The organism is Hirschia sp., assembly GCF_058892565.1.
This window is the reverse complement of the sequence record NZ_JBZXVU010000018.1, coordinates 1-10,789: the sequence shown is the minus strand read 5'-3', so window position 1 is coordinate 10,789 and position 10,789 is coordinate 1. Positions and strand designations below refer to the sequence as shown.

The 10,789-nt window shown below is 47.5% G+C and carries 13 protein-coding genes; 5 read left to right on the top strand and 8 right to left on the bottom strand.

Annotation, left to right across the window (positions count from 1 at the left end; genetic code table 11):
- Window positions 1-104: 104 nt before the first annotated feature.
- The 6 genes from AC5EF3_RS07540 to AC5EF3_RS07515 all read right to left on the bottom strand — a co-directional run bounded on the left by AC5EF3_RS07540 (window position 105) and on the right by AC5EF3_RS07515 (window position 2,334).
- A complete protein-coding gene (locus AC5EF3_RS07540) occupies window positions 105-410 on the bottom strand; it encodes a hypothetical protein (protein ID WP_015828750.1) in 306 nt (101 codons plus the stop codon).
- A 54-nt stretch (window positions 411-464) separates the two neighbouring features.
- On the bottom strand, window positions 465-722 hold the full coding sequence (locus tag AC5EF3_RS07535; protein WP_015828749.1) for a hypothetical protein: 258 nt from the start codon (window positions 720-722) through the stop codon (window positions 465-467).
- 82 nt (window positions 723-804) lie between these two features.
- On the bottom strand, window positions 805-1,209 hold the full coding sequence (gene pspC, locus AC5EF3_RS07530) for an envelope stress response membrane protein PspC (protein WP_493547586.1): 405 nt from the start codon (window positions 1,207-1,209) through the stop codon (window positions 805-807).
- A 32-nt stretch (window positions 1,210-1,241) separates the two neighbouring features.
- Window positions 1,242-1,502, bottom strand: coding sequence for an envelope stress response membrane protein PspB (gene pspB, locus AC5EF3_RS07525; RefSeq protein WP_493547585.1), 261 nt, complete (start codon window positions 1,500-1,502; stop codon window positions 1,242-1,244).
- Complete coding sequence (gene pspA, locus AC5EF3_RS07520) at window positions 1,502-2,170, bottom strand: phage shock protein PspA (protein WP_015828746.1); 669 nt, start codon at window positions 2,168-2,170, stop codon at window positions 1,502-1,504. Before pspA ends, pspB begins: the two co-directional genes overlap by 1 nt.
- 26 nt (window positions 2,171-2,196) lie before the next feature.
- The gene (locus AC5EF3_RS07515; protein WP_015828745.1) at window positions 2,197-2,334 is read right to left on the bottom strand and encodes a hypothetical protein; all 138 of its coding nucleotides are present in this window, start codon (window positions 2,332-2,334) and stop codon (window positions 2,197-2,199) included.
- 206 nt (window positions 2,335-2,540) lie between these two features.
- On the opposite strand from AC5EF3_RS07515, the gene pspF reads away from it, so the two are divergent.
- Window positions 2,541-3,716: a phage shock protein operon transcriptional activator gene (gene pspF / locus AC5EF3_RS07510; protein ID WP_493547584.1), complete on the top strand. Its 1,176-nt coding sequence runs from the start codon at window positions 2,541-2,543 to the stop codon at window positions 3,714-3,716.
- A gap of 121 nt (window positions 3,717-3,837) precedes the next feature.
- Entirely contained in the window at window positions 3,838-4,872 is a 1,035-nt protein-coding gene (locus AC5EF3_RS07505; protein WP_015828743.1) for an MORN repeat-containing protein, read from the top strand.
- Between the two features lie 4 nt (window positions 4,873-4,876).
- Here the strand turns inward: AC5EF3_RS07505 and AC5EF3_RS07500 are convergent, their stop codons facing one another.
- On the bottom strand, window positions 4,877-6,259 hold the full coding sequence (locus AC5EF3_RS07500) for a hypothetical protein (RefSeq protein WP_493547583.1): 1,383 nt from the start codon (window positions 6,257-6,259) through the stop codon (window positions 4,877-4,879).
- A 197-nt stretch (window positions 6,260-6,456) separates the two neighbouring features.
- Between AC5EF3_RS07500 and AC5EF3_RS07495 the strand changes: the two genes are divergently transcribed.
- The 3 genes from AC5EF3_RS07495 (at window position 6,457) to AC5EF3_RS07485 (ending at window position 10,091) form a co-directional block, all read left to right on the top strand.
- Complete coding sequence (locus AC5EF3_RS07495) at window positions 6,457-8,850, top strand: tetratricopeptide repeat protein (protein ID WP_493547582.1); 2,394 nt, start codon at window positions 6,457-6,459, stop codon at window positions 8,848-8,850.
- A gap of 112 nt (window positions 8,851-8,962) precedes the next feature.
- Complete coding sequence (locus tag AC5EF3_RS07490) at window positions 8,963-9,460, top strand: hypothetical protein (protein ID WP_493547581.1); 498 nt, start codon at window positions 8,963-8,965, stop codon at window positions 9,458-9,460.
- 52 nt (window positions 9,461-9,512) lie between these two features.
- Window positions 9,513-10,091 carry a 3'-5' exonuclease gene (locus AC5EF3_RS07485; protein ID WP_015828739.1) on the top strand — a complete coding sequence of 193 codons (579 nt, stop codon included), beginning with the start codon at window positions 9,513-9,515 and terminating at the stop codon, window positions 10,089-10,091.
- A 33-nt stretch (window positions 10,092-10,124) separates the two neighbouring features.
- Here AC5EF3_RS07485 and AC5EF3_RS07480 read toward each other — a convergent pair.
- Window positions 10,125-10,789, bottom strand: a 665-nt coding sequence (locus tag AC5EF3_RS07480) for a TIGR00282 family metallophosphoesterase (protein WP_493547580.1), incomplete at its 5' end; no start/stop codon positions are given.

The window sequence follows — 10,789 nt, the reverse complement described above, 5'->3', positions numbered from 1 at the left end:
GACTTGCCTTTATTTTCAAAATAGGAGGTGACAATTCCTGTGCCGCAACCAATGGCAACGATAATGACGACAAATACAAATACATCCATAATTTGGGCTTTCTCTTAATAACGGTCTGTGTCTACGGATTTACGGACATTGGAAACGTCGCTTTTTAAGGTTTGGAACTCACGTTTAAGCTCGCGGTCTTCGTCGGTCACAATGGTTTCCAGCGCTGTTAGTCTGGCTGTAATACGGTCGAGCTGGTCGTTCATTTTGAAAAGCAATTCGTCTGTTTGAGCAGTGTTTTCGTTTGCCTTCCGCATATCTTTTTTGTTTGCATTGTTTTTGCTTTGGATTGATGCCTTGATCAGGCTGGTCAACATCACTAGCGCCACGATGCAGACGACCATTACTTGTCCGCCTTCCATTTTTCTGTCTCCTCTTTCTTGTTGTTGTTTGCAATTTAGCAGAAAATTCGATGTCTAGCGTAAAATCTTCAAGCTAGTTGCGTCTGCGTATTTTTTCCAATTGATATCGAGAAGAGGGCATTGCGGCGGGCATTGTTCCTGATTGATTTCAAGTGCTTTGCCTGTTTGTGCGTCTGCTTGGAAGTATTTCACTTCTAAGCCGGCGGTTCGAACGCTGATTTCACCATTCTGAGATGCGATTGTCAGGGCGATTAAGCCAGTTGTCAGTAGGCTTGTTGCCGCTATGACGCGTGTTGAGAATTGCAGTGCCATTTTATTTTCCCTCTTCTGCTTCTCGCTGCGCTACCGGACCATTATATTTTTTGGGAGGTCCGATAATACAGCTCGATTTTTGCTAACTTTTTTCTAGATCACGAAATTGTCTGCGTAGGCGCCATTCATCTGATGTGACGGCTTTTTCTACACCCTGCATCCGGTCTTCTAGGTCCATGAATTTGTATCTGATGTTAGACAGTGTAACTTTCGGGCGGTCAGATACGCCCTGCCAAAAAGACTCTTCGTCCTTTGTCATATTGTGCATTGTGCGACGCTTGGGTGTGACGGCCCATGTGATGAGATATCCGACAAAAACAACACCGGAAAATACACCTGTAATCATAGATACGACGGCTGCGATACGAACCAATAACGGGTCCCATCCCATGCGCTCGGCGATACCGGCACAAACACCACCAATCATGCGGTCATTTGTCGGGCGGTAAAATCTTTTAGGATTTTTATAGTTTGAATACTCGTCCATCTTAAAATTCTTTCTATTCTGAATTGATCGTATTAACCGTCGAGGTCGCGAAAATCGCTTCTGGGGCGGCGAGGGGCTTTTTCAGGCCCCTCTGGTTCGATCAGCTTTTCTATTGTTTCGATACGGCGCTCCATTGTGCGGGCGGAACGCCATAAATCTTCCAGCATTCTCTCGTCATCTGCTGAGAGGCCTTTATTGCTGCGCCACATTGTGAAGTAATGCATGCACATGCCAGGGAAGATCACGAATATCGACAGGATTGCGATAATCGGGATGAGGATTTCTTCGTCCATTAGTTATCCGATCCTGATTTCTTGCGCGCTTTCATGGCCGCTAATTCCAATTCAACACTTTCTGAGGCCTCAAGGTCTGCAAATTCACTTTCAAGTGTTTTGCTTTTGAGGTCGTATGTGTCGGCATAAGCTTCTAATTCGTCGACTTTGCGCTCAACAGCTGCGTAGCGGTGCAATGCGTCATCAACTTTTGAATCATCAATGCGTGAGCGAACTTTGATGCGTTCTTCAGCTGCTTGGCGGCGAACCATTAAGGCGCGGTGCTTGGTTTTAGCTTCTTCAAGTTTGGCTTGAAGTTTACCAAGATCATCCTGACGTTTTGCGGCGGCATCATCGACTGCAGCAAGGGCTGATTTGCGGCTTTCGATTTCGCGTTCGGCGCGTTGTTTCGCTGAGAGAGCGCCACGTGCAAGATCTTCGCGGTCTTTTTCGATTGCGAGTTCTGCTTTTGCAGACCAGTCATCGCGAACAATTTGAAGTTCACGCATTTCGCGTTGAAGTTCTTTTTTGTCTGCCATTGTGCGGGCTGCGGCTGTGCGGACTTCTACAAGTGTGTCTTCCATTTCTTGAATGATTAGACGTGCGATTTTCTCAGGGTCTTCAGCCTTGTCGAGCATGGCGTTCAGATTTGAGTTTATGATGTCTCCAAAGCGAGAAAAAATTCCCATTGTTCGGTATCCTTTAGGGTCAGTGATTAAAAGAGAATGCGTGCGATGATCACGCCTGCAATGAAGAAACCCCAGTTTTCAATTGGGCGAGACTTAAGCCAGTTGCCCAACCGGTTAAGTGTGTCTTCGGTCGAGGACTTTGAGTGATCTGTATTGTCGTACATGCATTTATTCTCCGTTGTTGGCGGCCCCTTTGTCGCCGTGTATGCCAAGTAATTTGCAAACACCGTGCCAGTTTTAAATTAATTTTATTAGTATTTGATTTTGCAGTATTTTTTAGTTTTACGGCAAGATTCGCGTTAATAAAAATGTATAAATAGTACGAAAAATAAATGTAGAAAAAATACAAATATAGTATATAATGTGCATTATGATCGGATCAGCACCAGAATTAATCGGGCAATCACAAGCGTGGTTGGAGAGTTTAGAGCGCGTTTCACTTGCGGCTCCTATTGAGCGGCCTTTGCTAGTCGTCGGCGAGCGTGGAACGGGTAAAGAGCTTATTGCAGAGCGTGTGCATTTCTTATCCAAACGGTGGGATGGGCCGTTTGTGAAGGTCAATTGCGCGGCTTTGTCTGAGGATTTGCTAGACTCTGAATTATTCGGTCATGAGCAGGGCGCTTTTACGGGGGCGACCAAGCGCCGGTTGGGACGATTTGAGCAGGCCGATAAAGGCACGCTTTTTCTCGATGAGATCGCAACGGCGAGTATGGAAGTGCAGGAAAAGCTATTGCGTGTGATTGAGTATGGAGAATTTCAACGCTTGGGCGGCGAGGAAGTTTTGCATTGTGATGTGCGCGTGGTTGGCGCGACGAATGTTGATTTGCCATCGCGCGCAAATGACGGGCGGTTTCGTGCCGACCTTCTCGATCGTTTGGCATTTGATGTGATTACATTGGCCCCCTTGCGGGCGCGCGGTGAAGATATTGCGGAGCTGGCGGAATATTTTGGAAACAAGATGGCGCGAGAACTTGGATTTGTTTTTCCGGGGTTTTCGCGCGGCGCGATTGCAGCCTTTAAAGCGCATGATTGGCCGGGGAATGTGCGCGAATTGAAGAATGCATCCGAGCGCGCCGTGTATCGTGACCTTGCGATGCGCGCGCCGCATGAGATAGATGTGCCAGTTAATCTCAATATGGATGCGCTTGATCCATTTGTATCAGGGTTTAGACCTGCCGTGGAGCTTGGCGGTGAGGGACAAAATAAGCAGCAACAAAATCCGACCGAGGAAATTGATTATCTTGGAGAAGCGCTGGAGCATCATAATTCGCATGCGCCGATTGATTTTGAAAAACAGACAGCGGCTTTTGAGCAAAGGCTGATTGATGATGCTTTTGCAGCGTGTGGCGGCCACCAGAAAAACACGGCAGAGCATCTTGGTCTGTCTTATAATCAGTTTCGCGGATTATTGCGCAAATATGGTTATCAGAAAAATTCAACTCGAAGTGCCGACAAAGAACAGCCCAGCAAGGGCGCAAAGGGCAATGATCGCGTGCCATTTGAGTCAATAATGCCGAAAAATGATAAGCCGCGTCCAGGAATGTAGCCTTGATTTGACTTTAGCGCGTGCAATTGAAAATCAGGGCTAGCCCTGAGCCATTGTTTGGGCGTAAATTTCCAACATGGTTAATGTTCGTATGTCTTCGCAATTTTAAGCAGGTGAATTTATGTCTACAGCGCGTCCACTTACATATATGTGTGATGATATAGATCCTGAGCTGATGGTTGAGTTTTTAAACTGGCTGCGCCGGTTTGAGGTGCGAACAGAAGAGATAGACGAAAGTTCTTTGCATTTTCCGCCTGACTTGATTTTACTGGGCGCACGTTCTGAAACATTTATGATCTTGGACCCCACGACAACGGACGGGTCGCATTATGTGGTGCTTGATAATGATCCGCCCAAACAGGTTGCAAAAGGTGTATTTCGCATCACCACTGCGACGATGTCCGGGTTGGAGGATGAGTGGAAGACGCTGCTGCGGGTGATTGGGCGCCAGATTGGAATGCCGAGCCTGCCATTTCGCGCCAAGGAAATTTTTGAGGAGGGGGAGGATTCCCTCAATATTGATTTCGTCGAATTAGAAGAGAGTATAAAACAGGCGGATGAAGCGCGCATGGAGCGCTATACGCTGACTTTTGCCCGAAAAGCTGGGACTGAGTTTCAGCGCCTTGTTGATGCTGAAGACTATACTGATGAAGCAGGACAGGCCTTTATATCAGCGCGGTATTCAGAGCGTCGCGCCGAGGAGGCGGCGGCTATGGCACGCGAAGAATTGGGAAAGTCGTTTTCTCATACAAAGCCAAATTCCGCTGGTGTGTGTTGGGGCCGGATCAAATGGAAAAAGACAGAGTTTGTCGAGGATATTCTGTATGAAGGTGAAACCGATGGCATAGATGCGCATGGGTTTGGAATTTTGACGCAGAAAGTGGATGGCAGAGACCAGACCTATAGCGGTCAGTTTATCAATGGCGTACGGGTTGGTTTTGGTGTTGGGTTTGATGATGTTTTGACATGGGTTGGCGCATGGTTTGGCGATCAGCCGCATGGACATGGTGTTTTCTTGCAAGGAAAAAACAAGGAATCTGCAAACCATGTTCAGGGAGAGGTGTATGTCCCTTTGGAAACGGAAAACTATATGTTCAAAAAAGAGCAGAACAAAAAGTTAGGCCGTTTCAAGGGTAGAAATAGCAAAACTTTATAACACATTATCTGGGGCCAAAATCGGCTTGTCTATTGGCTTCTTGAATATCAGCAAGGCGCATTATTTGTGGCCGGCGTGCTGTGCGTTTTTTGCCCTTGTTTTCCATCATGGCGCGTATGAGCGTTAGGAACATAATACCAAGATCGACGGCGATACTGGCAAAAAGTGCGATAAATTCTTTTTCACCAAAATTTGTTGTTTTGTCCCAAGGGGGTGTGATGGTTTTTGCCAAATTGAAGAAAGCTGCGCGTGTCGCTTTTGGACCTTCAGTAAATTCAAACTCCGGCGCTTTCATATCTTCGAGGGAGCGCAATGATTGCGCAGAAGCGCGTAGTTTTTCGGTGAGGACCGTATCCCAACAATAAGAAGAATCATTAGTGCGTGACGGATCTGCGCGGTTTGGGTTTTGTGGATCAGGACCAACATTGGCTGCGAGCGTTTCAAGACGGTCAGCAAATAGCGGCGCATTTGATAAGCGTAAGGCGTTGGCTTTTGCAGTAAAGGCGCGGGCATCATCAAAAACTTGGGTGAAGACGCGTTCTCTATCGGTTGAGGATAAGCGCGGCGCAATGGCTAATTGTTCTAAAAGCGCAATTTCTTCAGGGTTTGTGACGCCTGAAGGTACGGTGTTTGTGGATAGCGCGCTGATACGGTGCTGCAATATTGTGCGGTCATTTGTGAGGCGGCCAATCCAACTATCGGATACATCATCCCGCAAGGCTTTGGCGCGATCGGCGAAGGCGAAACGTGCGCGGGTGAGGGGGCCATCGCCTTCTTTGGAATTGGGGCGGTTTGAACATGTGCCGCCTTGGCTGGCTTCAATGTCTGCGCGCTCGCGAGCGGTGGTGGATGCGCCGATTACGGATGTTTCCACAATGCTGAGGGCTTCATTGGCGGCATCGACAGATGTAGAGACTTTTTCAATGGCAGCGGAAAATTGATTGCGGGTAAATTCTTCACCGGCCAATTCTTTCCAGAAGAAACCATATCCAAATCCAACAGACCAGAAGGCGAAGAATAGGTAAAAGAAGCAGGCAAGAATGCGCAGCATGATGCGGCGTTTAAATGTTTTTGGTTTTGCGTCCGGGTTTTCTAAAAGGTCATTCTTGGTTGGCGTCTCGCGGACCGGCTTCATGCCGACGCCTAGCGCTGCGTTTAAGCCTGCTACCATTGTGAGGACGACAAAAATTGTGATGCCCCATATGGGCGCGGCTTCTGCGAGGGTGAGGGAGGTCTTACCTGCATTTGCCATGCGCAGATCTGAAAACCCCATCGCAGTGGCGATAATGGAGACGACGATAAAACCTGCTAGAGCAACAAGACTTGCGCCGTGACCTGTGAGGAATGACCAGAAGCGACCTATTTTTGTCAAAGCACTATCGGACACGCAAACTCCTCAAACGTCTAGGCGATACTCTACGACTTAACCAAAAAAAGCCTAGACTGAACAATACAGTTCAGTCGCTTTAAGAAAGCCCAGACCGTGAATCGCTTCAAGGGGGAAACTTATATTCTTGATAAAGTCCTTACGTCACTTCATTGTGAATGCTAGACGTTTTTTAGGTTAAATATGGGACAGAAACCATGACGGACGCCAAAAACATTGAAATTGCGAACTCGACTGCTGAAAAAACTGACGTTTTTATATCTTACAGCTCTAAAGATCGCGATAAAGCAGCAATGGTTGCAAGTGCGCTAACCAAAGCTGGTTTGAATGTTTGGTGGGACCGTTCCTTATTGCCTGGTGATAGTTATGAGATCACTATCGAGAAGGCTTTAAAAGACGCCAAAGCAGTTGTGGTCTGCTGGACGGAGAATGCAGTCGCATCTGATTGGGTGCGCTCCGAAGCTGATGATGCCCGTGTGAATGGTAAATTATGCCCTGTTATGTTGCAGGCATGTGATATTCCAAAACCGTTTGACCGTGTTCACACTGAAATGCTGATGAATTGGCACGGCAATCGTGATCATCATGCATTTCAAGAATTAGAAGAAGCAGTAAAAGCGCGCGTTGAGGGGCGGGCGGCTAAAGCTATCCCGTGGAAACGCAAATGGATTACGCGAGGTGCGCTTGTCTCGTTTCTGGCAATGGCGGGTGTGGCAGCGGCGAATGTGTCGCTAATTAAAGATTTGCTCGTGGATGATGATGCGCGCATTGAAAAACTGGTATCCGAACAAATAGCGGCGGCGTTGGCGGCTTCGGGGCAAGATTTGGATGCACGTAGCGCAGAGTCTTTGAAAGATGCCGTAAATGCTGTGTTTCGCTCTTCTGATGTAGAGAAAGCTGCTGCAAGAGAAGCTTTGGCGGCTGGTAATGTTGAAGAAGCTGCGCTTTCACTGGCGGAAGTGGCGGCAAAACAGGCGCAAGCTGCGGGTGATGCCGTGAATGCAGCGGCACAAAGCTATAGCGAAGCGGGCGCATTGTTTGCTGCAACAGATACTGCAAAGGCCGTTAATGCGTATGAGCAATCGTTAAAATTGGTTCCGAGTAATCCAGACGCTGCCAACGGGCTTGCGCCACTCTATGAGCGTATGGGCCGTATGGATGAAGCTGAAGCTTTGTATAATTCCATACTGACGGGTGCAGGCCAAACAGATGAGAAATGGGAAGCAAAAGCGCTGGGCAATTTGGCGCTTATGGCGCAATCGCGAGGGGAATATCAAACCGCTTTAGATGGACTAACCAAAGTTAAAGCGATCTTCGAGAAACAACGTGATCAAGAAGCCGTCGCGCGGGCTTTGGTCAATCTTGGTAATCTGACACATGCGATGGGCGATTATGAGAAGTCCATGTCATATTCCAAGCGGGCGCTTGCTTTGTCTAAGCAATTGGGCTTGCCAAAAGGTGAGGCGGCTGCGCTGGGCAATATTGGGTATGCTTATATGTCTATGGGGGATGTGGATGCTGCGCGTGAAAACTATGCCTTATCGCTTGAGGCGATGGACCGCGCAGGTATGGAGACTGAAAAGGGCAATGCTTATCTCAATCTGACATCCATGCTGTCCAATGAAGGCAAGCTTGATGAAGCTGAAGCGATGGCCCGCAAAGCGCTGGCATTGGCTGATAAAATGCAATCGCGTTTGATTGAAGGCGGGGCGTTAAATCATCTTGCGATTATTGCCAGAGAGCGCGGTGAGTTTGATGAAGCTTTATTACACCATGAGCAAGCCATTAGCGCACTGGAGAAAATCAATTCAAGAGAATTGATTGTCAAGGAATTATGGTCGCAATCTTATACCGCCGAAGATATGGGGGATAAAGCTGAAATTGTGAGGCTGCTCAAAGAGGCTGTCTCTGTGGCCGATCAGATGCAAGATCACACGACGCAGGTGCGGGCATTGATGAAACTGGCGCAGGCTGTCGCGATGCAAAGCACTGCTGAAGAAGCGCTTGGTTATGTTGAGGATGCTCAGCAACGATGTGTGAAGGCTGATGATGGCGCATGTCTTGGCATGGTGCTGCTCGCACGGTCTGATTATGTTGCTTATATGGGAGATATGCAGGGGGCAGTTGATATGCTGGGCCAGTCTGTTGATGCTTATGCGTCCGTCAATGATGTTGATGGACAATTGAATGCATTGCGTCAGATTGCAAACCTAGCATCTCGTGCATCAGTGGCCAGTCTTGTTATCCAAGCGACGGATGAAAGCCTTGCTTTGGCGCGGATGCAATCGCCTGTGGATGTGTCGGGCTTGAGCACTGACTTAGAGCGCCGCGTTCAAGCCTTTTATGAGCTGGATGATTACGAAAGCGCGATGGGGGCAGCTAAGGAAAATCTGACATTGCTAAAAGATTATAACGGAGAATATGCGCCCATCATGAAAGCGAATGCGCATGTGATGGTGGCAAATTTATCTAGGGCTCAAGGGGAAACTGAGAGCATTGATGCACATTTCCAATCGGCCATTTCAATCCTCGAAATCAGTGGCACAAACCCTGAGCAATTGGCGAGCATCCGTCAAATGGCGGCGCAATAGGGGGCTGTATTTAAAATTGGGCAATATTTTTGTTTAGATATGTGACAAATTGATAGTGACAATTACTTGCAACAATGTAGCCTGCTTTTAAGCTGCGAGTGTGGGGTAAAAAATGTTATCGAGGGTGATGGTCTGGGTAACTGCATTTTGGGCGGTAACCTTGATTTTTTCATGTGCAGAAAAGAACACTTTTTCGGCGAGAAAAATAGAAAAATTACTTGCTAATTTAGATACAAATATTGTCGCCCCTGAGCAAATAGGGTTTCGATCTGATACAAGTGCTTTTATATGTCAGGTAACTGCTTATGCGCAGCAACTACCATCTAATTCTTTGGGTTTAGACATAAGCCCAGAATTAATACCTGAATTTTCAATTCCAGAAGGGTATTCAGCCATAATACTCATCGGACCAGAGCATAGCGATTTTCAGATTGAATTAGTACCTTCATATACTGGCAAAATTAGAATTATCGCTTCGAGTTATCTGGACACTGAATTTATTGATGAAAAACGAGGCGGTTATTGTATCGCTGCTGAAAAGGCGAAAATTAAAATAGATCGGCGCGAAGGGTATTTCACTATGGCTGTTGTTTCGGCTAATTCCAATTGATCTGTATTGATAATATTTCTTCTAATCCGATTAAAGAGCTGAATGTATGAGCATGGGACCACCAGAGGATGATTATAGGTTTATCGCGCTGGATGTCGAAACGGCCAATAATGATCGTGCGAGTATATGTCAGATAGGTTTGGCATGTGTGGGTTGGGATGGAGAGATATTGATATGGTCTACCTATGTGAATCCAGACGTTTCTTTTTCTGCATTTAATACGAAACTGCATGGCATTGGAGCAGACACTGTTCGGCACGCGCAAATGTTTCCAGATGTGTGGGGACGTCTTCAGCCATTTTTGAAGCAACACGCAATGGTGCAGCATAGTCGTTTTGATGAATTAGCGATAAATGCAGCCTGCCAGATGCATGCTTTGCCTTTGCCTCGATTGGCATGGACAGATAGCGTGAAAGTGGCGCAGCAAGCTTGGCCACAATTTAAGGGCAATGGCGGGCATGGCTTATCAAGCCTTAAAAAGCGACTTGGCTTGAAGTTCAAGCATCATGATGCAGGAGAAGATGCGGGCGCTTCAGCGCAAATAATCTTGCGGGCCGAATCTGTCCTCGGCCATGCTTTTGGTAAGGTGACATCTATTCCCACCCAGCGTCAGCTACGTTTGCCGTTTTAAAATACGACGTGCGTACAGGCGTGGTTTAGCGATCTAAAGCTTTGGGAAAGTTTCTTTTAGCCGGCCACCAATGCGGATGGGATCGATACGGGTCGCGAGGCCAGTTGCATCATCAGTTTCAACAAACACACCACACATTGTGCCTTCACCATCGGCCGGTTCCATACGCGGGCTTGGGAGGCGCGTTGTTTGACGTTGAATGATAATTTCTTTTTTCATGCCAATTACGCTGTCATAATCACCGCACATGCCGGCATCTGTCATATAGGCTGTTCCGCCCGGATAAATCTGATCATCAGCGGAAGGTGTGTGGGTGTGGGCACCGACAACAAGGCTAGCTTGACCATCAATAAGGTGTGCCAGACAGGCTTTTTCGGAGGAAGCTTCGGCGTGAACTTCGACGATAATGGCATCCGCGACTACGCCGAGAGGGGCTTCTTGCAATGCGCGCAATACGCCTTGGAAGGGGTCGTCTAGACTGTCCATAAATACGCGGCCATGTATTTGGATCACATAGATACGGCGACCATCAGGCAGGGTGTAGAGGTGAGCGCCGCGTCCGGGGATTTCCAATCCTTGGGGGTAGTTGTAGGGTCTTATTAAACGTGGTTCACGTTCGATATAGGTAAGCATTTCGCGTTGGTCCCACGAATGGTTTCCAAGTGTAATACAATCGGCACCAGCGTCAAAAATATCGT

What these genes read in the sequence shown, in the direction of transcription:
- pspB (WP_493547585.1), bottom strand. Translation starts at nt 1,502, where the DNA reads ATGGACGAAGAAATCCTCATCCCGATTATCGCAATCCTGTCGATATTC.
- AC5EF3_RS07515 (WP_015828745.1), bottom strand. Translation starts at nt 2,334, where the DNA reads ATGTACGACAATACAGATCACTCAAAGTCCTCGACCGAAGACACACTT.
- AC5EF3_RS07485 (WP_015828739.1), top strand. Translation starts at nt 9,513, where the DNA reads ATGGGACCACCAGAGGATGATTATAGGTTTATCGCGCTGGATGTCGAA.
- AC5EF3_RS07540 (WP_015828750.1), bottom strand. Translation starts at nt 410, where the DNA reads ATGGAAGGCGGACAAGTAATGGTCGTCTGCATCGTGGCGCTAGTGATG.
- AC5EF3_RS07495 (WP_493547582.1), top strand. Translation starts at nt 6,457, where the DNA reads ATGACGGACGCCAAAAACATTGAAATTGCGAACTCGACTGCTGAAAAA.
- AC5EF3_RS07535 (WP_015828749.1), bottom strand. Translation starts at nt 722, where the DNA reads ATGGCACTGCAATTCTCAACACGCGTCATAGCGGCAACAAGCCTACTG.
- pspC (WP_493547586.1), bottom strand. Translation starts at nt 1,209, where the DNA reads ATGGACGAGTATTCAAACTATAAAAATCCTAAAAGATTTTACCGCCCG.
- pspA (WP_015828746.1), bottom strand. Translation starts at nt 2,170, where the DNA reads ATGGGAATTTTTTCTCGCTTTGGAGACATCATAAACTCAAATCTGAAC.
- AC5EF3_RS07505 (WP_015828743.1), top strand. Translation starts at nt 3,838, where the DNA reads ATGTCTACAGCGCGTCCACTTACATATATGTGTGATGATATAGATCCT.
- pspF (WP_493547584.1), top strand. Translation starts at nt 2,541, where the DNA reads ATGATCGGATCAGCACCAGAATTAATCGGGCAATCACAAGCGTGGTTG.
- AC5EF3_RS07490 (WP_493547581.1), top strand. Translation starts at nt 8,963, where the DNA reads ATGTTATCGAGGGTGATGGTCTGGGTAACTGCATTTTGGGCGGTAACC.